Origin of the sequence: Microbacterium sp. ZXX196 (assembly GCF_009709595.1) — a bacterium.
GTDB classification, from domain to species: Bacteria; Actinomycetota; Actinomycetes; order Actinomycetales; family Microbacteriaceae; genus Microbacterium; species Microbacterium excoecariae.
On the sequence record NZ_WMEE01000002.1, the window covers coordinates 17911 to 40615 of the forward strand.

General features: G+C 66.8%; 15 protein-coding genes, 2 tRNA genes and 2 rRNA genes. 18 read left to right on the forward strand and 1 reads right to left on the reverse strand.

What is annotated here, in order from left to right; all coding sequences use genetic code 11:
- The first annotated feature begins 2 nt into the window (after positions 1–2).
- From serS to GJQ66_RS01735, 5 genes are all read left to right on the forward strand, one after another.
- Positions 3–1274, forward strand: coding sequence for a serine--tRNA ligase (serS, locus tag GJQ66_RS01715; protein ID WP_368732546.1), 1272 nt, complete (start codon positions 3–5; stop codon positions 1272–1274).
- Complete coding sequence (locus tag GJQ66_RS01720; protein ID WP_230379226.1) at positions 1271–2134, forward strand: HAD-IIB family hydrolase; 864 nt, start codon at positions 1271–1273, stop codon at positions 2132–2134. The genes serS and GJQ66_RS01720 overlap by 4 nt, the downstream gene beginning before the upstream one ends.
- A 110-nt stretch (positions 2135–2244) precedes the next feature.
- Positions 2245–2329, forward strand: a tRNA-Ser gene (locus GJQ66_RS01725).
- An 86-nt stretch (positions 2330–2415) separates the two neighbouring features.
- Positions 2416–3645, forward strand: a complete 1230-nt coding sequence (locus tag GJQ66_RS01730; protein WP_155047644.1) for an LCP family protein — start codon at positions 2416–2418, stop codon at positions 3643–3645.
- An 80-nt stretch (positions 3646–3725) separates the two neighbouring features.
- Positions 3726–3817: transfer RNA gene (locus GJQ66_RS01735), tRNA-Ser, on the forward strand.
- Between the two features lie 324 nt (positions 3818–4141).
- Here GJQ66_RS01735 and GJQ66_RS01740 read toward each other — a convergent pair.
- Complete coding sequence (locus GJQ66_RS01740; RefSeq protein WP_196215775.1) at positions 4142–5782, reverse strand: GAF domain-containing protein; 1641 nt, start codon at positions 5780–5782, stop codon at positions 4142–4144.
- A gap of 146 nt (positions 5783–5928) precedes the next feature.
- On the opposite strand from GJQ66_RS01740, the gene GJQ66_RS01745 reads away from it, so the two are divergent.
- The 13 genes from GJQ66_RS01745 to GJQ66_RS01805 all read left to right on the forward strand — a co-directional run bounded on the left by GJQ66_RS01745 (position 5929) and on the right by GJQ66_RS01805 (position 22658).
- Entirely contained in the window at positions 5929–7035 is a 1107-nt protein-coding gene (locus GJQ66_RS01745) for an alcohol dehydrogenase catalytic domain-containing protein (protein WP_155047646.1), read from the forward strand.
- Positions 7036–7093: 58 nt separating this feature from the next.
- Positions 7094–8461, forward strand: a complete 1368-nt coding sequence (locus GJQ66_RS01750; protein WP_155047647.1) for a hypothetical protein — start codon at positions 7094–7096, stop codon at positions 8459–8461.
- Between the two features lie 177 nt (positions 8462–8638).
- A complete protein-coding gene (locus GJQ66_RS01755) occupies positions 8639–9457 on the forward strand; it encodes an ABC transporter ATP-binding protein (protein ID WP_155047648.1) in 819 nt (272 codons plus the stop codon).
- Positions 9454–10206 carry an ABC transporter permease gene (locus GJQ66_RS01760; protein WP_368732547.1) on the forward strand — a complete coding sequence of 251 codons (753 nt, stop codon included), beginning with the start codon at positions 9454–9456 and terminating at the stop codon, positions 10204–10206. Before GJQ66_RS01755 ends, GJQ66_RS01760 begins: the two co-directional genes overlap by 4 nt.
- Positions 10203–10958: an ABC transporter permease gene (locus GJQ66_RS01765; RefSeq protein WP_155047649.1), complete on the forward strand. Its 756-nt coding sequence runs from the start codon at positions 10203–10205 to the stop codon at positions 10956–10958. Before GJQ66_RS01760 ends, GJQ66_RS01765 begins: the two co-directional genes overlap by 4 nt.
- A 49-nt stretch (positions 10959–11007) precedes the next feature.
- Positions 11008–12060 carry an ABC transporter substrate-binding protein gene (locus tag GJQ66_RS01770; protein WP_155047650.1) on the forward strand — a complete coding sequence of 351 codons (1053 nt, stop codon included), beginning with the start codon at positions 11008–11010 and terminating at the stop codon, positions 12058–12060.
- 7 nt (positions 12061–12067) lie between these two features.
- Positions 12068–13087 carry an adenosine deaminase gene (add, locus tag GJQ66_RS01775; RefSeq protein WP_155047651.1) on the forward strand — a complete coding sequence of 340 codons (1020 nt, stop codon included), beginning with the start codon at positions 12068–12070 and terminating at the stop codon, positions 13085–13087.
- 73 nt (positions 13088–13160) lie between these two features.
- Entirely contained in the window at positions 13161–14543 is a 1383-nt protein-coding gene (locus GJQ66_RS01780) for an NtaA/DmoA family FMN-dependent monooxygenase (RefSeq protein ID WP_196215776.1), read from the forward strand.
- Positions 14544–14565: 22 nt separating this feature from the next.
- Positions 14566–15156, forward strand: a complete 591-nt coding sequence (locus GJQ66_RS01785) for a TetR/AcrR family transcriptional regulator (protein ID WP_196215777.1) — start codon at positions 14566–14568, stop codon at positions 15154–15156.
- Between the two features lie 109 nt (positions 15157–15265).
- On the forward strand, positions 15266–16624 hold the full coding sequence (locus GJQ66_RS01790; protein ID WP_196215778.1) for an NtaA/DmoA family FMN-dependent monooxygenase: 1359 nt from the start codon (positions 15266–15268) through the stop codon (positions 16622–16624).
- Between the two features lie 37 nt (positions 16625–16661).
- Positions 16662–17180 carry a flavin reductase family protein gene (locus GJQ66_RS01795; RefSeq protein WP_155047655.1) on the forward strand — a complete coding sequence of 173 codons (519 nt, stop codon included), beginning with the start codon at positions 16662–16664 and terminating at the stop codon, positions 17178–17180.
- A 491-nt stretch (positions 17181–17671) separates the two neighbouring features.
- Positions 17672–19198 (forward strand): 16S ribosomal RNA (locus GJQ66_RS01800).
- A 362-nt stretch (positions 19199–19560) separates the two neighbouring features.
- Positions 19561–22658, forward strand: a 23S ribosomal RNA gene (locus GJQ66_RS01805).
- The 16S and 23S rRNA genes sit together here, the layout of an rRNA operon.
- Positions 22659–22705 lie beyond the last annotated feature (47 nt).

Below are 22705 nucleotides of genomic sequence, written 5' to 3' on the forward strand. Positions count from 1 at the left end.
GCGTGATTGATCCCGTGCTGCTCCGCGAAAATCCTGAGGCCGTCAAGCGCTCGCAGATTGCGCGCGGCGGTTCGCCCGACGTCGTCGACGACGCGCTCGCCGCGGAGGCAACGCGCCGCCTGTCGCTCACGGCGTTCGAGGAGCTGCGCGCCGAGCAGAATGCGTTCGGCAAGCAGGTCGCGAAGGCGCCGAAGGAGGACAAGCCGGCGCTCGTGGCCGAGGCCAAGATGCTCGCCCACCGCGTGAAGGATGCACAGGCGGCATCGCAGGACGCGGAGGCCGCGTACCGCGGGGCGATCGACAAGATCCAGAACGTCGTGATCGACGGCGTCCCCGCCGGCGGCGAGGAGAACTTCGTCACGCTGCGCGAGGTCGGTGAGATTCCGACCTTCGACTTCGCGCCGCGCGATCACCTGGAGCTCGGCGAGATGCTCGGCGCGATCGATATGGAGCGCGGCGCCAAGGTGTCCGGGGCCCGCTTCTACTTCCTCAAGGGCATCGGCGCCCGGCTCGAGCTCGCGCTCATGAACTACGCGCTGAACACGGCGCTCGAGAACGACTTCACGCCGATGATCACCCCGACCCTCGTGCGGCCCGACATCATGGCCGGCACGGGCTTCCTCGGCGCGCACGCCGACGAGATCTACCACCTCGCCGAGGACGACCTGTACCTCGTGGGCACGAGCGAGGTCGCGCTCGCCGGCTACCACTCCGACGAGATCCTCACCTTCCCCGAGAGCGGATCCGTGAAGTACGCGGGCTGGTCGACGTGCTACCGCCGCGAGGCGGGCTCGCACGGCAAGGACACCCGCGGGATCATCCGCGTGCACCAGTTCAACAAGCTGGAGATGTTCGTCTACTGCCGCCCCGACCAGGCCGAGGCCGAGCACGAGCGCCTGCTCGCGCTCGAGGAGAAGATGCTCGGGTCGCTTGGGCTCGCCTACCGGGTCATCGACGTCGCCGCGGGCGACCTCGGCTCGAGCGCGGCCCGCAAGTACGACACGGAGGCCTGGGTGCCCACGCAGGGCGCCTACCGTGAGCTGACCTCGACCTCGAACTGCACGACCTACCAGGCGCGCCGCCTCGACGTCCGCCACCGCCCCGAGGAGGGCGGCCGCACGCAGCCCGTGGCGACGCTGAACGGCACGCTCGCGACGACCCGCTGGATCGTGGCGCTCCTCGAGACGCACCAGCGCGCGGACGGATCCGTGTGGGTCCCGGAGCCGCTGCGCCCCTACCTCGGCGGGCTCGAGGTCATGGAGCCGATCGCATGACGTCGCCCGAGGCGGGCGCGGCCCCCGTCCCGATGACGGAGCGGGCGGGCGCCCGTCTCGTCGCGCTCGACATCGACGGGACCGTCCTGCTCGAGGACGAGTCCTTCAGCCCCGGCGTTGAGTCCGCCGTCTCGGAGGCCGTTTGGCGCGGGCACATCGTGACCCTCGCGACCGGTCGCAGCTGGGAGGCGACGCACCCCGTGCTCGTCCGCCTCGGGCTCGACCCGGAGTTCGTCGTCTCGGCGAACGGGGCCACGATCATGGAGCGCGACCCGGCGGAGGAGACCGGGTACCGCCGCCACACGATCGAGACCTTCCAGCCGGCCGAGGTGCTCACGCACCTCGAGCAGCACCTGCCGGACGCGAATTACATGGTGGAGCTCGGCGACGGGACGCGGCTGTTCACGAGCTTCATGGACGACTGGGACCTGTCGCGGCCGAACGCCCGCCAGGCGACGATCGCCGAGATGAAGGAGCACGAGGTCACGCGCGTCGTGGTCGTCTCACCCGACCACGACAACGGCCAATTCGTCGACTTTGTCGAGGAGATGGGCCTGCACCAGGTGTCCTACGCCGTGGGATGGTCGGCGTGGCTCGATATCGCGCCGCAGGGCATCGACAAGTCGACCGCGCTCGAGCAGGTGCGGGGTATGCTCGGCGTCCCGCGGGAGAGCGTCGTCGTCATGGGCGACGGGCGCAACGACATCCAGATGCTCGAGTGGGCGCGCGACGGGGGCGGCGCGGCCGTCGTGATGGGCCAGGCGGTCCCCGAGGTCGCGGAGTGCGGATCCTTCCTCACGGGCGACGTGCACGAGGGCGGCGTCGCGCAGGCGTTCGCGCGCCTCGGACTCGCGGGCTGATCGGCCGCGTTCATCGGCTTCCCCTACCGCGCGCTCAGCGTGGTGCGAAACAATCACGCATCACTTCCTCGGTTAGACTCGACCGCTGTTGACGGGATGTTCCCGGCAACGGAGGGTTGTCCGAGCGGCCGAAGGATCTGGTCTTGAAAACCAGCAAGCAGAAATGCTTCGTGGGTTCGAATCCCACACCCTCCGCTGGATGGGCCAGTCCGCCAGAAAGGACACGCGTGACAAGGACGCCGAAGCACGGCCTAAGGGGGCCGGTCGCCCGACACACGAAGTTGCGCTCTGCGGGGCTGATCAGCGGATCCCTCAAGGGGATCGCGTTCGTCGTCTCGGCGGTGATGGTGTCGGTCGCGGGCGTGGCCGCCTACGCGTACACCGACTTCGCGAGCACGCTGCAGAGCAACGCCGTCACGCTCGACGGGCAGGACACGGAGCCGCCGGCGGTCGAGGTGCTGCCGAACGAGGACGTGAACATCCTCATCACGGGCGTCGACATGTGCGAGGCCGAGTACCTGGACTACTTCGGCGGGCGCTGCACGGAGGAGATGGCCGCCGCGCAGGAGGATTCCTACTCCGGCATCCTCAACGACGTGAACATGGTGTTGCACGTCTCCGCCGAGCCGCGGAGCGTGACGGTCATCAGCATCCCGCGCGACATGATGACGTCGCGGCCCGCGTGCACAGACGCGGACGGCAACGAGACTTCGCCCGCGACGGTGGCGGCCTTCAACGAGGCGTACGGCGTGGGCGGCCTCCCGTGCGTCGTCAACACGGCCGAGGAGCTCACGGGGCTCGAGATCGACCACGCGGCGATGATGACGTGGGGCGGCGTGATCGACATCACCGATGCGATCGGCGGCGTCGACGTGTGCGTCGCGGAGCCCATTAACGACCCCACGAACACGGGCCTCGTGCTCGACGCTGGCAACTACACGCTCGAGGGCGTGCAGGCCCTCCAGTTCTTGCGCGTGCGGCACGGCGTCGGCGACGGATCCGACCTGTCGCGCATCAGCAACCAGCAGGTGTACATGGGGGCGCTCGTGCGCAAGCTCGTGAGCGACGAGACGCTGTCGAACGTCGGCGCGCTGCTCCGGCTGTCGAACGCCGTGGTCGACAACGCGACGCTCTCGACGGGGCTGGCGGATCCGATGGCCATGGTGCAGATCGCGAGCGCCGTCGCCGGCGTTCCGCTGTCGGACTACGCGTTCATCCAGTTCCCGGTCGTCGACTACCCGCTCGACACGAACAAGGTCGCGCCGGACACGGCCGCGTGGGCGCAGGTCGCGGCCGCGCTCGAGGCCAACGAGCCGATCGTGTTCGAGGAGGAGGACACCGCGACGGAGACGCCGGCGCCCGAGGAGACGACGGATCCGACGGAGCAGATCGAGGCGTCGCCGACCCAGTCGCCGGAGCCGACGGAGTCTGCGACGGTCGAGCTACCGAGCAACCTCAGCGGGTCCAACGCGGACGACGCGCTGTGCTCGAACCAGTCCGCGCTGTTCTGACACGCGGCCGGACACGCCGTTTCGACGTGCGTCGTGCGACCGGGTAGGATGGACGAACGTGCCCGCGCGAGCGTGCACAAGGAGACGTGCCGGAGCGGCCGAACGGACTTCACTGCTAATGAAGGGTCGGGCTAAAACTCGACCGGGGGTTCAAATCCCCCCGTCTCCGCCATGTGATGTCTCGGGACATCGTGAACGGATGAACCCCCGGCCCCGGGGGGTCATCCGTTTTTTCGTGGGGCGATGGACGCGGATCCGCCAGCAGCGCGCACGCGCCGGGCTTGCCGGGCCGGGTGACCCCCGGGGTGAGAGGGTGTCGCGCGCGGGCGGGGCGCGGTCTGGTTCGAGACCGCGCACGAGTCGGGATTCGCGGGCAACGGGTGGGGCGAGCTGTCGCCCGGCGGCTTCGGCATGCTCGGCGCGATCGTGGTCGAGGTGCTGTTCATCGCGATCTTCCTGTTCATCATCCTGGACGGCGAGAAGTCGGCCTGACGCGTCATGTCGCGCCCGCCATCACGACGCGCAAGGCGAGGTGTGTCTCGAGCCTCCGCGGCGACGCATCCCAGCCCGGCCCGAGTAGCGACCCGATGCGCTCGAGGCGTTGTCGGACCGTATTGCGGTGGACATGAGCCAGCTCGGCCACGCGCGCCACGTGACCGTCGCACTCGAGGAAGAGGAAGGCCGTACGCGTGAGAGCGGTTCCGCGCGCGCTGTCGTAGTCGCGGAGCGGTCGCACGGGATCCGTGAGGCTCGCGGGGAGCTCGCCGCGGCGCGACAGGTCGAGGAGCGCGGCGAGCATCCCGAGCTCCGCGGCGTCGACGACCCCGTCGCGCCCGAGCGTGGCGAGCGAGCCGTGCGCCAGGAGCGCCCGCGAATGCGCGTCGGCGAGCAAGCGCACGTCGTTCACGGGCCCTCCGACGCCGGCTCGGAGGGACCACCCGTGCGCGCGGAAGAGCGCGTCGGCGCGCTCGCCCCAGTCGGCGTCCGGCGTCGCGAAGCACAGGTGGTCCTCGTGGTCGGCGAGGAGGACGGCACCGGCGCCGAGCGCGCGGAGGGCGTGGACGCGCTCAGACCGGCCCTCCGCCGGGGCGTCCACGACGACGACCCGCAGCGCGGCGCCAGCCGGAATGCCCCACCGTCGCAGCCACCTCGCCGCGTGGGGGTGCGGCGCATCCGGTCGGGCGAGGAGGTCGCCGAGCACCTCCGTCTGTAACCGCAGCTCGGCGTCGTCGCGGGCGTGCTCCAGGAGCAGCGCGAGCGACACGTATGCGGCGACGCGCTCCGCAAGTGAGCGCGCGGCGTCGTCGAGTGCGCCGTCGACGTGGAGCGTCCCGAGGCTCTCGCCGCCCGCGGCGATCGCGATCATTGTCGGCTGCGCGACGATGCCGGTCATGGCGAGCGGCGCCCCGGCCGCGTCCCGGACCTCGAGGTCGCGGGCGAGCGCGCCGCGACCGACATCGAGGATCCGCGGCAGCGCCGGTGTCACCGTGACCGCGTCGATGAGCGCGCTGTCGAGCGCCAGCATGTCCGTGATGAGGGCGAGTTCACGAGCGCGCTCCACGCGCTCCGCCTCGAGGTCGGCGGCCGTGCGGGAGAGCTCGGCGAAGCGCATGGACCGATCGAGGGCGACTGCGGCGTGCCTGCCAAGGAGGTCCACGTCGGAGATCTCTTCCGGGGTAAAGACGCGCGGCTGGCGCTCAGCGACGACGAGCGCCCCGAGCGCCCGGCCGCCGACCGTGAGGGGGACGCCCATGATCGCGCGCACGCCCTCCTCGCGCACGATGCGATCGATGCGATCGATGCGATTCAGGCGCGGGTCCACGAGGTAGTCGCGCGTCTGGGCCGGCGCGATCCCCCGGGCGATCTGGCCGAGAACCCCCGTCCCGAGCGGCTGACGGAGCGTGCGGTAGCCGTGCGTCGCCACGCCGTCCGTTTGTCGGATGTAGGTTTCGTTGCTGCGAGCGTCCGTGAAGCTGATGTAGGCCATGTCGGTGCCGAGGAGCGCGCGCGTGCGGCGCACGATTGCCTGCAGGACATCCTCGACGTCGTCGAGCGCGAGGATGTCCGTCGCGGTGTCGAGCAGCGTTGCCAGCAGGTCCTCGCGTGAGCGCCGCGGCGGCGATGGCGTCATGTCCATGGTGCACATCATCCTTCCGCACATATGGCTTGCTGTACATCAACGGGGAGCGCTCGGCCGGATAGCGTCTGTTCGTCAGTTGAGCGACGCGGACCGCAAGGAGGCACCCGTAGCGGCGGCCCGCTCTGTCAGGGAGGAAGGGCGCCATGCGTATCACCGGAGCCGTGCTCGAAGAGATCGGTCGTGCCCGCCCGTATGCGGCGACCACACCGTTGGTCGTGTCGGACCTCGACCTCGGCGAGCCCGGTCCGACCGAGGTCCTCGTCCGCATCGAAGCGGCCGGCCTGTGTCACTCCGACCTGTCCGTCGTCGATGGAAATCGCGTGCGCCCGACGCCGATGCTGCTGGGGCACGAGGCCGCCGGCCGCGTGGTGTCGACCGGCGTCGCCGTCACGGATCTGGCGCCCGGCACACGCGTGACGATGGCGTTCCTACCGCGCTGCGGAGAGTGCGCGGGGTGCCGCACCGACGGCCGGCTCCCCTGCGAGCGGGGGACCGCGAGCAATAACGCGGGGACCCTGTTGCACGGATCCACCTTGTTGAGCCGCGACGGCGAGCCCGTCGCCCATCACCTGGGGGTGTCGGGGTTCGCGACCCACGCGGTCGTCGATCGCGCCTCCCTGGTCCCGGTGGGCGACGACGTTCCGCCCGAGGTCGCGGCCGTGCTCGGCTGCGCCGTGCTGACGGGAGGCGGGGCGCTCCTCAACGCCGTCGCCCGTGCTGAGGGAGAGTCCGTCATGATCGTGGGCCTGGGAGGCGTGGGCGTGTCCGCGCTGATTGCCGCGGTGGCGGAGGGCACAGGCCCGGTGATCGCGGTCGACGCCGTCCCCGAAAAGCTGCAGCTCGCGCGCGAGCTTGGCGCCGACCTGGCACTGACCCCCGCCGAGGTGGCCGCGGACGGTGTCCGCGCGGACCACGCGCTCGAGTGCGCGGGTCATCCGCGCGCCTTCGAGACGGCGTTCGCGGCGACCTCTCCGGGCGGTCGCACCGTCACGGTCGGCCTGCCGCACCCGGACGCCCGCGCCGAGATCTCGCCGCTCACGCTGACAGCGGAGGCGCGAACCGTGATCGGCAGCTATCTCGGATCCGCCGTCCCCGCTCGCGACATCCCGAGGTTCGCCGAGTGGTGGCGCGCCGGGCGCCTCCCGGTCGAGCGTCTCATTAGCCGCCGGATTCGCCTCGACGAGGTCAACGCGGCCATGGACGACCTGGCGGATGGCAAGGCCGTCCGCCAGGTGATCCTCTTCGACTAATCGCGCACCCCTGACCCGTGCGGCAGAGCCGCCGCACCCAACCCAAGGACAGATATCGATGTCACGTTCCTACGCAGCACCCTGGAAGGCCGGTCCCTTCGACGTCCGCCTTCCGTTCGTCCATTACCGATTTGAGTGGCGCGACTACACGCAGGGCCTCGTCATGTGCGCGGTCGACCTGGGCGCGATCCCGCTCATGCAGGAGCTCCTGGGGATGCCCTTCGAGGCAGCGCTGGCGATCGTCGTCCTCAACGGTCTGCTCTACCTGCTCCACCACATGCTCGGGGATCCGGTGATCCCAGGATGGATCACGCCCGCGATCCCGTTGCTCACGCTCTACCTCAACGAGTTCCCCGTCGAGCAGCGCGTTCACGCGCTCATCTCCTTCCAGCTCCTCCTTGGCGCGTTCTCGATCTTCATGGGGGCGACGGGGCTGGCGGCGCGCGTCGTCCGCTTCGTGCCCAACGCGTTGCGCGCCGGCATTGTCATCGGCGCCGGCCTGGCAGCCGTGCAGGGCGTGTTTGCGGCGGGGGGTCGGTTCGAGACCTTCCCGTGGACGATCACGATCGCCGTCGGCATCGCCTTCTTCCTCATGTACTCGGGCGCGTTCAAGCGCCTGCAGGCGCGCAGCCGTGCCGCGGACTTCATCGGGAGCCTCGGTATCCTGCCCGCCATCCTCCTCGCCGTGGTCATCGCGCCGCTGTTTGGCGAGGCGCCCTGGCCCACGATCGAGTGGGGCGTGTCGACGCCGGACTTCGTGACGATGTTCACCGAATACACGGTCTTCGGCGTTGGCCTGCCGCCGCTCATGATGTTCGTGACGGCCGTCCCCACGGTGCTCGCGGCGTACATCGTCGTGTTCGGCGACGTGATCCAGGCGAAGTCCGTTCTCGCCGAGGCGGACGCGTACCGACCGGACGAGAAGGTCGTCTACAACCCCAACCGTGCCCACCTCATCTTCGGCGGACGAAACGTCCTGATGAGCATCTTCGGCCCCGACAACGCGATGTGCGGCCCGCTGTGGGCGGCGATGCACGTGACGACGACCGAGCGCTACAAAAAGGGCCCGGCGTCGATGCAGTCGATCTTCGGTGGCGCGGGGTGGTTCCGCTGGGGGACGAACACGGGGCTCTTCCTGCTGCCCATCGTCTCGCTCCTGCAGCCCATCCTCGGCGTCGCCCTCGCGCTCACGCTGCTCATCCAGGGCTTCGTGTCGATCCGCGTGGGGATCATGGAGGCCGCCAGCCGGACGGACCTCGGCGTGGCGGGGATCATCGCCGCCATCCTCGCGGTCAAGGGCGCCGCGTGGGGTTTCGCCGCCGGCATCATCCTCTGCCTGCTGATCTACACGGTCGACTTCTTCAAGAACGACAGCGACGGGCTCTTCGCCGACAAGCCCGCGTCCGAGGGTGCCCCGCGCGTCTGACGCCTCGCCCCCTGCGCGCCTCGGTTCCGCTTACCGCGGGCCGGGGCGCGCGGTCGTTCGGGAACTGTCACGCCTGCGGTACGGCGGCGACACCCGCGCGAAACAGACGCTTCCTAGCGTGTGAACTAATCGATTCACCTGGTGGATCCCCTTCGCTCGCAGGAAGCCGAGGCCCCGATGACTCTCGCACCCCCGCACGGCGCGCACGACGCGGCGACGGCCGCCGGATCGCGCTCCGCGGTCCGCATCTCGGGCGCCGACAAGCAGTTCGCCCTTGGCCGCGGCAAGACCCTCACCGCGCTCGAGGCGGTCGATCTCGAGATCGAGGAGGGCGAGTTCGTCGCGATCATCGGCCCGTCGGGCTGTGGCAAGTCCACGATCCTGCGCCTGGCGGCGGGGCTCGAGGAGCCCACGAACGGATTCGTCGAGATCTTCGGTGCCGCGCCCGAGAAGCTCGCGGCGGAGCACCGCCTCGGCGTGGCCTTCCAGGAGCACGCGCTGCTGCCCTGGGCGTCCGTGCGCCAGAACATCGCGCTGCCGTTTAAGGTCGCGGGGCGCAAGGTGGACGACCAGCGCGTCGACGGGCTCATCGAGCTCGTCGGCCTGAGCGGGTTCGAGAAGGCCCGGCCCAAGCAGCTCTCGGGCGGCATGCGCCAGCGTGTCTCCATCGCGCGGGCCCTCGCGCTCAGCCCCGACCTCCTGCTGCTGGACGAGCCCTTCGGCGCGCTCGACGCGGTGACGCGGCGGCGGATGAACGCCGAGCTCGCCCGCATCTGGGCGGAGGAGCGGATCACGACGATCCTCGTCACGCACGACGTCGACGAGGCGCTGATCCTCGCGGATCGCGTCGTCGTCATGACGGGGCGCCCGGGACGGGTGCGCACGGTGCGGCCCGTCGACTTCCCGCGGCCGCGCGACCGCGACGTCACACGCCGGGACGACTTCCACGCGATCGTCGACGAGATGACGGGGTTGCTCGACGGGGCCGCGGCGTGAGGCGCCGCCGGGGCGTGGCGGCCGCGTACGTCGTGGCCGGATCCGTGCTCCTCGTCGTGGGCGCCGAGCTGATCGGCCGCCTGGAGCTCGCGGGGCGCGCGTGGCCCCCGCTCACGGACGTCGTGGCGTACGTTGCGACGCCCGCGGGCGGCAGTCTGCTGTGGCGCAACCTCCTCGTGACGCTGGAATCCGCCGCGAAGGGCTTCCTGCTCGGTGCGGCGGTCGCCCTGCTCGGCGCGGCGCTCGCGCTCGTGGTGCCGCTCCTTCGGCCAGGGCTCGACCGGTTCTCCGCGATCCTGAACGCGGTCCCGACGATCGCGCTGGCGCCGCTGCTCATCACGACCGTCGGCCGCGAGGACACCCCCGCCGTCATCGCCGCGCTCAGCGTCGGATTCCTCATGTTCGTGACCATGACCTCGGCGTTCTCGAACGCCAGCGAGGTGTACACCGACGTCTTTACGGTGTTCGGCGCCTCTCGGCTCACGCGGCTTGTGCGGTTCGACCTGCCGCGATCCGTGCCCGCGTTCTTCGACGGCCTGACGCTGTCGGCGCCGGCGGCCGTCCTCGGCGCGACGATCGGCGAGTGGTTCGGCGCGCCGGCCGGGCTGGGGCTGCTCCTCGTGAGCGCGATGCAGAACTATCAGATGGCTCTGCTGTGGGCGGCGGCCATTTCGGCGACGCTCGTCTCGCTCGCCGCCTACCTTCTCTGCACGCGCCTGCAGCGCGTCGTCGCCCGGAGGTTCGCATGACGCGCGCGAAGCGGATCCTCGCCGGCATCGCCCACCTCTGGCCGATCGCGCTCGTCGTCGTGGCGTGGGACCTCTGGGTCGTGCTCAACGGGTACACCTCGACCGTGGCGCCGCGGCCCTGGGCCGTGTTCGCCGACATGATCACGGGGGTCACGGCGTATCTCGCCCCCGCGGCATACACGTTGGGGGTGTCGCTGGTGGGCCTCGTCGGCGGGACACTGGTCGGGTTCGTGTGCGCCATTCTCGTCTGGACGTCGGCCGCGCTGTCGGGCGTCGTCACGCCGGCGGCCCTCATCATCCGCTCCGTGCCGATCACCGCGATGATCCCGATCATCGCCCGGATCGTCGGGTACGGCGATCCCGCCGTGATCGCCTCGACGGTGCTCATCTGTTTCTTCCCCGCCTTCGTCTTCACCCTCTCCGGCCTCGCGTCGATTCCCGACAGCAGCCGCGACCTGTTCCGCGTGCTCGGGGCGGGGCGAGCCCAGTTGCTGTTCCGCCTCGGCGTTCTCTACGCGCTGCCCCAGATGATGGTGTCGGTCCGCATCACGGCGCCGACCGCCGTCCTCGCGGCCATGCTCGCGGAGTTTCTCATGGGCGCCGACGGGCTCGGCGCGATGTTCTCGACGTCGCGCAGCTATTCCGACATGGAGCGCGCGTGGGGCACGGCCCTCGTGGCGACCATCGTCTCTGTTCTTGTGTTCGTGGCCGCCCGTGGCCTCGAACGCCGGGTCGTCGCGCGCGTCGCGTGATCCGCATCGTCCTGCTCCACCCCTTCATCACGTCCCCCAAGGAGACACCATGAATCGCTCGTCCCTGCGCCGCGCTCGAGTCGTGGCCGCGACAGGAGCCACGCTCGTCACCGCCGCCGTCCTCGCCGGGTGCTCCGGCACGTCCGCCGAGGAGGAGACCGCCGAGGGGCTGACGACGGTGCGCGTCGCCCTCGGATGGATCTCGAACGTCGAGTGGGCGGGCTTCTGGATAGCCGATGCCGAGGGCTACTACGAGGAGGAGGGGCTGGACATCGAGTGGATCGGCGGCGGCCCCAACGCCCCGACCACCATGCAGTCGGTCGCGGCGGGCGACGCGGACCTCGGCATCAACGCCGGCGGCGAGCAGTGGATCTCCTCCTTCGCCGACGGCAACGACTGGACCGCGGTCGGCGCGCTGTTCCAGGAGAGCCCGGGGGCGATCGTGTCGCTCGCCGACGATCCGGTGACCTCCGCCGAGGATCTCGTCGGCGAAACCGTCCTCGGCCAGGAGGGTACGCAGATCATCTACGACGCCATGTTCCGCCTCGAGGGCCTCGAGCCCGACTACGAGTTCCTGCCCGTCGGCTTCGACATCGCCCCGCTCGTCGAGGGCCAGGGTAAGACCTACACCGCGTACGCGACGAACCAGCCGATCATGCTCGAGGAGCAGTACGACATGTCGCCCGACGACTACGTCGTGACGATGTACTCCGACATGGGCATGCCGATGTACGGGAACATCGTCTACGGCGACTCGTCGTACGTCGAGGAGAACGGCGACGTCATGGAGGGGTTCCTCCGCGCCTCGATCCGCGGGTGGCAGGAGAACGGCGACGACCCGGCCGTCGGCGCCGAGCTGGCGGTAAACGAGTACGGCGCCGACCTCGGCCTCGACCTCACGCAGCAGACCAAGGAGAACGACCTGCAGCAGGAGCTCGTCGTCGGCTCGTACGGGGACCCGCTGTTCTGGATCGACACGGACCGCCTCGGCGGGGAGATGTACGACGGCATGACCGCGGCCGGGTACGAGGGTATGCCCGACCCGGAGAGCTACGTCGACCTCAGCTACCTCGAGGCCGCCTACGAGGGCCTGGGGGAGTGAGCCGCGCATGACGATCGCGCAGACGGCGGAGACCGGATCCGCCACCCCCACGCGCGACCTGCGCGCGCTGCCGAAGGGTCACCTCCACCTGCACATGGAGGCGGGGATCCGGCCCGCCACGCTCGCCGAGCTGCGCGAGGTGCACGGCGTGCCCGAGAGCGACGTGACCGACTACGAGGGCTTCACGGCCTTCTCCGCGATGTACCGCACGCTCCTCGACGTGATGCCCGACGACGACAGCGTCTCGCGCCTCGTCGACGAGATCTTCGAGGACAGCGCGGCCGACGGCGTCTCGTGGCTGGAGCTCAACGTCAGCCCGGCGTTCTACGCCCAGCGCCTCGGGTCCCTCGAGGCCGCGATTGACATGCTCATCGCGGAGTCGACGGCAGCCTCGCGGCGCCACGGGGTCGCCTTCGGGCTCATGGTGACGGCCGACCGCACGGCGGGCCTCGCGCCCGCCGTCGAGCTCGCGCGGGCCGCGGCGCCCTACGCGGGCCGGGGCGTCGTCTCGATGGGGCTCGCGGCCGAGGAGCGCGGGTTCCCCGCCGCCGACTTCGGGCCCGCCTTCCGCATCGCGAAGGACGCGGGCCTGCAGATCACCCCGCACGCGGGCGAGCTCGTCGGGCCCGAGTCCGTGCGAGGCGCGCTCGACGTCCTGGGCGCCGACCGCGTCCTCCACGGCGTGCGCTCGCTGGAGGATCCGGAGCTGATCGCCGAGCTCGTGCGCACGGGGATCCCCCTCGACGTGTGCCCCACGTCGAACCTCGTCCTCGTGGACTCGGTCACCGATCTCGCGCGGCATCCGATCCGCGAGCTCCTCGACGCGGGCGTGCGCTGCTCGATCAACGCCGACGACCCGATCCTGTTCGGCCCCGGCATCCTCGACGAGTACGTCACGTGCCGCGAGGTCATCGGCCTGAGCGATGAGCAGCTCGCGGACTGCGCGTGGACGTCGATCGAGACGACCCTCGCGCCGGCCGACGTCAAGGCCGACGCGCGCGCCCGGATCGACGCCTGGCTCGCGTAGGACTCTCATGGCGCCGGCCGCGACCGGGAGCGCGGCCGGCGCCCCCCTTTCTCCCGGTGTGAGGAGCATCCCGATGAGTACGCTGCGTTTCGGAGTCTTCGAGGTCATGGGGCCGCAGGTGGGCGGCACCTACAGCTGGGCCCATCCGCTGAGCGCGGGCGAGCGCTACGCGGATCCGGACCATTGGATCCGCTTCGCCCGCGCGACGGAGGAGGCGGGCTTCGACTTCCTCTTCTTCGCGGGAGGATACGGGTACCCGATCATCGACGGCGATCTGTCCGAGATCGCGGCCCTCCGGGGCATCAACTTCGGCGGGATGGACCCGGACTACCTGATCCCGCTCCTGGCGCACGCCACGTCGCACCTCGGGTTTGTCGTCACGATGCCCACCGGCGTCGACCACCCGGTCCAGCTCGCGCGTCGCTTCACGACGCTCGACCACCTCACCGGCGGGCGCGTCGGCTGGAACATCGTCACGGGCGCGTCGCAGAACGCGGTGGCGGACGTCTTCGGCCACGCCGAGATGGTGTCGCACGACACCCGCTACGCGATGGCCGCCGAGTTCGTCGAGCTCGCCGTGCGCATGTGGGAGACGTCCTGGGACGACGACGCGCTTGTGATGGACCGCGCGACCGGGGTGTTCGCGCTCCCCGACCGGATCCATCCGCTCGACTTCGCGGGCGAGCACTACGCATCGCGCGGCTACTTCAGCGCGCCCCCGTCGCCGCAGCGCACGCCGGTGCTGTTTCAGGCCGGCACCTCGCCGACGGGCCGGGCGTTCGCGGCCGGCAACTCGGAGTGCGTGTTCGTCCAGGCGACGACGCCCGAGCGGACGGCCGCCGCGGTCGCCGACATCCGCCGCCGGGCGGACGAGGCCGGGCGCGACGGCGCCGCGCTGCGGCTCATGGCGGGCATGACGGTGTTCGTCGCGGACACCCCCGAGCGGGCGCGGGAGCTTGCGGCCGAGTTCGATGCGCTCCAAACCGACGAGATCGTCGCGTCGCTGTACGCCGGGAACACGGGCATCGATCTGCTCGCGCTTGACCCGGACCGCACGCTGCACCAGGTGCTCGACAAGGGCGGGCCCGTCGGCCAGATGGGGACGAGCAACATCGAGCGCTTCCTCGGCGACGACGCGCCCACGGTGCGGGAGATCCTCGACCAGCTGCGTGGGCTCGGCACGCGCGGATTCCGCGTCGTGGGGGACGGCGTCCAGGTCGCCGATCAGATCGAGGCGCTCGCCGCGGCCACCGGCCTCGACGGTTTCCTCATCGAACCCGCGTTCGACGCGTACGACATCGAGGCGTTCGGTCGGCTCGTGACCCCAGTCCTCCGCGCGCGCGGCCGCATCGCGGATGGCGCGCCCGGCGAGACCCTCCGCGCGCGCATGTCGGGCGTGCCCGGGGCAGCCCGGCTCGGTGGATCCCACCCCGTGCTGTCCGCGGTGTCCGCCTGACGCGGAGCAATATCCTGGGGTAATGACACAGACGTCCGAGCGCGACCGGCTCCTCGGCCTCGTCGCGGACCTGATCCTCCGCGACGGGATGATCGGCGTCAGCCTCAGCGCCATCGCGCGCGGGGTTGGCTCGAACAACCGCATGCTGCTGTACTACTTCGGATCCAAGGAAGAGCTCCTGACGGAGGCCTCCGTCACCGCGTTCAATCGGTTCCCCCGGCTCCGCTCGCTGTTCGCCCAGCTCGCGACGCCGGGGGATCTCGGGACGAAGCTCCTGGCGGTGTGGGAGGACATCGCCGCACCCGAGCACGAGGGGTTCCTGCGCGTCTACTTCGAGCGCTTCGGCGTCGCCGTCAGCGAACCGGACCTCTGGAGGACGTTCATCGAGCAGTCGAGCCGCGACTGGCTGGCGCACACGACGTCCGCGCTCGTCGCGCGCGGACACGCCCCCGTCGTCGCGCGGAACGTGGCGACGTACCTCGTCGCGGTGTGGCGCGGCCTGCAGATGGGGCTCCTCACGGGAGAGGCGCGCGATCAGCTCGCGGCCGCGAACGCCCTCGCCGTCACGGGTGCGGTCGCGGCGCTGGCGGAGGCGCCGCAGACCGCGGCCTGACGGGCCGGTCGCGCACGCGCGGCGAGAGTTCTCGCCCGCGTGACACGGCCGAAACATGTCGCTCGTACCGTATGAACTGATCAGTTCAGATTCGGACGAAGGGCACCCCGTGGCAGAACCGTGGAAGATCGGCATGTTCCAGTGCGCCGGCCTGATGGGCTCGTGGAAGCTGCCCGAGAACCGCTCGACGCAGTTCCTCGATCTGGGCCACTGGATCCGCATGGCCCAGCAGCTGGAGGACGCGGGCGTCGACTTCCTCTTCTTCGCGGACGACTACGGCTACCCGGTCGTTGACGACGGGATCCCGGCCACCGCGATCCGCGGCGGCGTCCAGTTTCCCAAGGGCGACCCGACGATGATCCTCCCGGCGCTCGCGGCCGTGACCTCCCGCCTCGGGCTCGTCACGACGCTGTCGACCCAGGTCGAGCTGCCGGCCATGGTGGCCCGCAAGATGTCCACACTCGACAACCTCACGGGCGGGCGCATCGGCTGGAACATCGTCACGGGCGCGGGGCAGAACGCGTCGGCGCGGCTGTTCGGCCGCGCGCTGACCGACCACGACAAGCGCTACGAGATCGCGGACGATCACGTCGACCTCAGCCTCAAACTGTGGGAGGGGTGCTGGGACGACGGCGCGCTCCGCAAGGATCGCGAGGGCGGCGTCTACGCGGATCCGGAGGGTGTCCGCGAGATCGTCCACGAGGGGCCGCACTTCCGCTCGAACGGCGTGCTCCAGGTCCCGCCGGGGCCGCAGCGTACGCCCGTATTGTTCCAGGCGGGCGCCTCGGCCCCGGGGCGCGCGCTCGCCGCGAAGTACGCCGAAGCGGTTTTCCTGGCCGCCGAGGTCGATGCGCTCACCGCGCAGATCGCGGACATCCGGCGCCTCGCGGACGCGAACGGCCGCGACGGATCCGCGATCTCCTGCCTCATCGCCGGGACGTTTGTGGTCGCCGAGACGACCGAGGAAGCCGAGCGGATCCGTGCCCGTCAGACCGCGACCAAGAGCCTCGACGACGCGGCCGCGCAGTACGCGTTCTTCACGGGGCTCGACCTGTCGAAGATGGACCCCGACCGCCCGCTCGACCCGAGCGCCGGCCTGACCCAGACGGGGCGCACGAACGTGGAGCGCTTCCTCGGGCCCGACGCGCCGACGGTGCGCGAGATCCTCGAGGAGTTCCAGGCCAACAGCGTCATGGGCAAGCCGTTCGTAGGCACGCCCGCCGAGGTCGTCGACCAGGCGGCGGACGTGCTCGCCCGCACGGGGGCCAACGGCTTCCTCGTACAGCCCGACCACACGGGCACCTTCGACAGCTTCGTGGAGCTCGTCATGCCGGAGCTCCGTCGCCGGGGCCTCGCGGGGCACCAGGAGGAGGGCGAAACCCTGCGCGAGCGCCTCACGGGCGGTTCCGCGCACCTCGCGCCGTCCCACCCGGGCGCCGCGTACCGCCGATCCACGGCGCTGGTGTGAGCCGGCGCGCCGACCTTCATCACGCGAGGAGATGACCATGACGGACGAAAAGCCACAGATCACGGAGGCGGAGGCGCGCGCGTTCCGCGACGCCATGGGCGCCTACGCCTCAGGCGTGACGGTCGTGACGGGCCACGACGGCGACGAGCCGATCGGCTTCACCTGCCAGTCCTTCTCGAGCGTGTCCCTCGACCCCATGCTCGTCTCGATCTGCGTCATGAAGTCCTCGACCACGTATCCGCGGATCCGCGAGACGGGCCGCTTCGCCGTGAACGTGCTCACGGACCGTCAGGCTGAGACCTCCACCCGGTTCGCGCGACGGGGGACGGACAAGTGGGCCGGGACGACATGGAGCGCGTCGGGCGCAGGCAACCCGCTGCTCGACGCGGCGCTGATGTCGGCGTGCTGCACCATCTGGCAGGAGCTGGACGCAGGGGATCACTGGATCGTCCTGGGCGAGGTGCGCGAGCTCATCACGAGCGGCGACGCCGCGGATCCGCTGCTCTTCTACCGCGGCGCCTACCGCCGTCTGGCGGCGATCGAGGCCGCCGCCTGAGCGTGCGACACGCCCGGGTGTGGGCGGGAGTTGGCGCGGGGTTTACGTCCGCGTAATGTATTCACTTGTCGCCGCCAAGCGGTGAGGTTGAGCCGGAAGGTTCCTTCGCCCCAGGTCGTGTGACGAACATCACTTTTCTTCTCAGTTCGGGCTCAGGTTCGGGTGGGTAGGTTTGTGGCTTGTCTTCCTGGTCTGGTGTCGGGTGTGGCGGGTTGTGGCTTTCGGGTTACGGCGTGTCGGATTTGACAGTGAGATTCGGACTGATAAGATAGAGAAGTTGCCCCGGAGGGCTCAGCTGGGAGGCTGAGGGCCGGGTGCGTCTGATCCTTGAGAACTCAACAGCGTGCACTTGTCAAATGCCAAATTATCCTCGGCACCTCTTTGTGGGGTGTTTGAGAATTCCTTTGGATCATTTGATGTCAGATGACATCACATTGGTCAGTTTCAAACTCGCTGGTCACACGTTTTCCCGTGTGGTTATGCATTTTTTCTTTTTGGAGAGTTTGATCCTGGCTCAGGATGAACGCTGGCGGCGTGCTTAACACATGCAAGTCGAACGATGAAGCTCCAGCTTGCTGGAGTGGATTAGTGGCGAACGGGTGAGTAACACGTGAGCAACCTGCCCCGAACTTTGGGATAACAGTTGGAAACAGCTGCTAATACCGGATATGCACCGCGAAGGCATCTTCTGCGGTGGGAAAGATTTTTCGGTTCGGGAGGGGCTCGCGGCCTATCAGCTTGTTGGTGAGGTAATGGCTCACCAAGGCGTCGACGGGTAGCCGGCCTGAGAGGGTGACCGGCCACACTGGGACTGAGACACGGCCCAGACTCCTACGGGAGGCAGCAGTGGGGAATATTGCACAATGGGCGCAAGCCTGATGCAGCAACGCCGCGTGAGGGATGACGGCCTTCGGGTTGTAAACCTCTTTTAGTAGGGAAGAAGCCTTCGGGTGACGGTACCTGCAGAAAAAGCGCCGGCTAACTACGTGCCAGCAGCCGCGGTAATACGTAGGGCGCAAGCGTTATCCGGAATTATTGGGCGTAAAGAGCTCGTAGGCGGTTTGTCGCGTCTGCTGTGAAAACTGGAGGCTCAACCTCCAGCCTGCAGTGGGTACGGGCAGACTAGAGTGCGGTAGGGGAGATTGGAATTCCTGGTGTAGCGGTGGAATGCGCAGATATCAGGAGGAACACCGATGGCGAAGGCAGATCTCTGGGCCGTAACTGACGCTGAGGAGCGAAAGAGTGGGGAGCAAACAGGCTTAGATACCCTGGTAGTCCACTCCGTAAACGTTGGGAACTAGTTGTGGGGGCCTTTCCACGGTCTCCGTGACGCAGCTAACGCATTAAGTTCCCCGCCTGGGGAGTACGGCCGCAAGGCTAAAACTCAAAGGAATTGACGGGGACCCGCACAAGCGGCGGAGCATGCGGATTAATTCGATGCAACGCGAAGAACCTTACCAAGGCTTGACATATACCGGAAAGGTCTGGAGACAGATCCCCCCTTGTGGTCGGTATACAGGTGGTGCATGGTTGTCGTCAGCTCGTGTCGTGAGATGTTGGGTTAAGTCCCGCAACGAGCGCAACCCTCGTTCTATGTTGCCAGCACGTAATGGTGGGAACTCATGGGATACTGCCGGGGTCAACTCGGAGGAAGGTGGGGATGACGTCAAATCATCATGCCCCTTATGTCTTGGGCTTCACGCATGCTACAATGGCCGGTACAATGGGCGGCGATACCGTGAGGTGGAGCGAATCCCAAAAAGCCGGTCCCAGTTCGGATTGAGGTCTGCAACTCGACCTCATGAAGTCGGAGTCGCTAGTAATCGCAGATCAGCAACGCTGCGGTGAATACGTTCCCGGGTCTTGTACACACCGCCCGTCAAGTCATGAAAGTCGGTAACACCTGAAGCCGGTGGCCTAACCCTTTTGGGAGGGAGCTGTCGAAGGTGGGATCGGTAATTAGGACTAAGTCGTAACAAGGTAGCCGTACCGGAAGGTGCGGCTGGATCACCTCCTTTCTAAGGAGCTTCGATGGCAATTATTCTTTGGGGTGGTTGTTCAGAGAGCCCGTTCTCCGGCGAATGTTCGGAGCGGGTAGCTCATGGGTGGAACATTTGACAAGAGCCTGATTGGTGCTGTGGTTTGTGAGTACGTCGCTTCGGTGATGGGAAAGCGGATCGTGGGGCTGGTCGGGCTATGCACGTTGTTGGGTCCTGAAGGCTCAGCCGCCTTTTGGTGACTGGGTTTTCTGCCCTCATGCTGCATGCTCCTTTTGGGGTGTGTGGGTGGGGTGCACCCGTACTTTGAGAACTACACAGTGGACGCGAGCATCTTAAAGAAGCGAACATGAATAGATTTTTTCTGTTTGTGGCTCATGTGATTTCAAGTCTTTAAGAGCAAACGGTGGATGCCTTGGCATCTGGAGCCGAAGAAGGACGTAGCAATCTGCGATAAGCCTTGGGGAGCCGATAAGCGGGCTGTGATCCGAGGATTTCCGAATGGGGAAACCCCGCCAGACGCTTTTGTGTTCTGGTGACTCCCGCCTGAATGTATAGGGCGGGTTGAGGGAACGTGGGGAAGTGAAACATCTCAGTACCCACAGGAAGAGAAAACAACAGTGATTCCGTGAGTAGTGGCGAGCGAAAGCGGATGAGGCTAAACCGTGCGTGTGTGAGAGCCGGCAGGCGTTGCACGTGCGGGGTTGTGGGACATGCCTATCATGACTGCCGTTGTGGTGGCCGTACAGAAGCGTATAGACGAATCGGTTTGAAAGCCGGACCAGAGAGAGTGCCAGTCTCGTAGTCGACATGCGTGTTCTGCGGTGGTGTGTATCCCAAGTAGCACGGGGCCCGTGAAATCCCGTGTGAATCTGTCAGGACCACCTGATAAGCCTAAATACTCCCAGATGACCGATAGCGGACAAGTACCGTGAGGGAAAGGTGAAAAGTACCCCGGGAGGGGAGTGAAATAGTACCTGAAACCGTTTGCTTACAAACCGTCGGAGCCTCCTTGTTGGGGTGACGGCGTGCCTTTTGAAGAATGAGCCTGCGAGTTAGTGATACGTGGCGAGGTTAACCCGGGTGGGGTAGCCGTAGCGAAAGCGAGTCTGAATAGGGCGATTCAGTCGCGTGTCCTAGACCCGAAGCGAAGTGATCTATCCATGGCCAGGCTGAAGCGACGGTAAGACGTCGTGGAGGGCCGAACCCACTTAGGTTGAAAACTGAGGGGATGAGCTGTGGATAGGGGTGAAAGGCCAATCAAACTTCGTGATAGCTGGTTCTCTCCGAAATGCATTTAGGTGCAGCGTTGCGTGTTTCTTGCCGGAGGTAGAGCTACTGGATGGCCGATGGGCCCCAACAGGTTACTGACGTCAGCCAAACTCCGAATGCCGGTAAGTGAGAGCGCAGCAGTGAGACGGTGGGGGATAAGCTTCATCGTCGAGAGGGAAACAACCCAGACCACCATCTAAGGTCCCTAAGCGCGTGCTAAGTGGGAAAGGATGTGGAGTTGCTTAGACAACCAGGAGGTTGGCTTAGAAGCAGCCACCCTTGAAAGAGTGCGTAATAGCTCACTGGTCAAGTGATTCCGCGCCGACAATGTAGCGGGGCTCAAGCACGCCACCGAAGTTGTGGCATTGACACTATCGACAAGCCTTCGTGGTTCAGTCGTGTTGATGGGTAGGAGAGCGTCGTGTGCCGGGTGAAGCGGCGGAGTGATCCAGCCGTGGATGGCACACGAGTGAGAATGCAGGCATGAGTAGCGAATGACGTGTGAGAAACACGTCCTCCGGAAGACCAAGGGTTCCAGGGTCAAGCTAATCTTCCCTGGGTAAGTCGGGACCTAAGGCGAGGCCGACAGGCGTAGTCGATGGACAACGGGTTGATATTCCCGTACCGGCGAAGAACCGCCCAAGCTAATCCAGTGGTGCTAAGTGCCCGAATCCATCCATCGTCACCTTCGGGTGGCACCGGGTGGCCTAGCGCACGACCCCATGCTGGTGCGGTTAGCGTATTAACAGGTGTGACGCAGGAAGGTAGCCCAGCTGGCAGATGGTGTCCAGTGTAAGCGTGTAGGCCGAACCATAGGCAAATCCGTGGTTCATGTGGCTGAGACGTGATGCGTATCAAGTGGGTGATCCTATGCTGCCGAGAAAAGCATCGACGCGAGGTTCTAGCTGCCCGTACCCCAAACCGACTCAGGTGGTCAGGTAGAGAATACTAAGGAGATCGAGATAATCGTGGTTAAGGAACTCGGCAAAATGGCCCCGTAACTTCGGGAGAAGGGGCGCCCAGCACTTATAGAAACTTGCTTTCGAAAGGGTGTGTGGGCCGCAGAGACCAGTGGGGAACGACTGTTTATTAAAAACACAGGTCCGTGCGAAGTTGCAAGACGATGTATACGGACTGACGCCTGCCCGGTGCCGGAAGGTTAAGAGGAAGGGTTAACCCTCGGGTGAAGCTCTGAATTTAAGCCCCGGTAAACGGCGGTGGTAACTATAACCATCCTAAGGTAGCGAAATTCCTTGTCGGGTAAGTTCCGACCTGCACGAATGGCGTAACGATTCCCCAACTGTCTCAACCACGAACTCGGCGAAATTGCATTACGAGTAAAGATGCTCGTTACGCGCAGCAGGACGGAAAGACCCCGTGACCTTTACTACAGCTTGGTATTGGTGTTCTGTGTGGCTTGTGTAGGATAGGTGGGAGACTGTGAAGCGATCACGCTAGTGGTTGTGGAGTCGTTGTTGAAATACCACTCTGGTCACTCGGGATATCTAACTTCGGACCGTGATCCGGTTCAGGGACAGTGCCTGGTGGGTAGTTTAACTGGGGCGGTTGCCTCCCAAAGAGTAACGGAGGCGCCCAAAGGTTCCCTCAACCTGGTTGGCAATCAGGTGGCGAGTGTAAGTGCACAAGGGAGCTTGACTGTGAGACTGACAGGTCGAGCAGGGACGAAAGTCGGGACTAGTGATCCGGCAGTGGCTTGTGGAAGCGCTGTCGCTCAACGGATAAAAGGTACCTCGGGGATAACAGGCTGATCTTGCCCAAGAGTCCATATCGACGGCATGGTTTGGCACCTCGATGTCGGCTCGTCGCATCCTGGGGCTGGAGTAGGTCCCAAGGGTTGGGCTGTTCGCCCATTAAAGCGGTACGCGAGCTGGGTTTAGAACGTCGTGAGACAGTTCGGTCCCTATCCGCTGCGCGCGTAGGAAGTTTGAGAGGATCTGACCCTAGTACGAGAGGACCGGGTTGGACGAACCTCTGGTGTGCCAGTTGTTCCGCCAGGAGCATCGCTGGTTGGCTACGTTCGGGATGGATAACCGCTGAAAGCATCTAAGCGGGAAGCCGGCCTCAAGATGAGACTTCCATCACCTTCGGGTGGAGAGGCTCCCAGCAGACTACTGGGTTGATAGGCCAGATGTGGAAGCGCAGTAATGCGTGTAGCTGACTGGTACTAATAAGCCGATGACTTGATAACACTTCGTCTTTTGATGTTGTTCGCGTCCACTTTGTGGTTCTCAGGGT

Bases quoted from the DNA above. Each gene is read 5' to 3' on its own strand.
- GJQ66_RS01765 (WP_155047649.1), top strand. From the start codon at position 10,203: ATGACGCGCGCGAAGCGGATCCTCGCCGGCATCGCCCACCTCTGGCCG.
- add (WP_155047651.1), top strand. From the start codon at position 12,068: ATGACGATCGCGCAGACGGCGGAGACCGGATCCGCCACCCCCACGCGC.
- GJQ66_RS01785 (WP_196215777.1), top strand. From the start codon at position 14,566: ATGACACAGACGTCCGAGCGCGACCGGCTCCTCGGCCTCGTCGCGGAC.
- GJQ66_RS01745 (WP_155047646.1), top strand. From the start codon at position 5,929: ATGCGTATCACCGGAGCCGTGCTCGAAGAGATCGGTCGTGCCCGCCCG.
- GJQ66_RS01755 (WP_155047648.1), top strand. From the start codon at position 8,639: ATGACTCTCGCACCCCCGCACGGCGCGCACGACGCGGCGACGGCCGCC.
- GJQ66_RS01780 (WP_196215776.1), top strand. From the start codon at position 13,161: ATGAGTACGCTGCGTTTCGGAGTCTTCGAGGTCATGGGGCCGCAGGTG.
- GJQ66_RS01770 (WP_155047650.1), top strand. From the start codon at position 11,008: ATGAATCGCTCGTCCCTGCGCCGCGCTCGAGTCGTGGCCGCGACAGGA.
- GJQ66_RS01750 (WP_155047647.1), top strand. From the start codon at position 7,094: ATGTCACGTTCCTACGCAGCACCCTGGAAGGCCGGTCCCTTCGACGTC.
- GJQ66_RS01795 (WP_155047655.1), top strand. From the start codon at position 16,662: ATGACGGACGAAAAGCCACAGATCACGGAGGCGGAGGCGCGCGCGTTC.
- GJQ66_RS01740 (WP_196215775.1), bottom strand. From the start codon at position 5,782: ATGGACATGACGCCATCGCCGCCGCGGCGCTCACGCGAGGACCTGCTG.
- GJQ66_RS01720 (WP_230379226.1), top strand. From the start codon at position 1,271: ATGACGTCGCCCGAGGCGGGCGCGGCCCCCGTCCCGATGACGGAGCGG.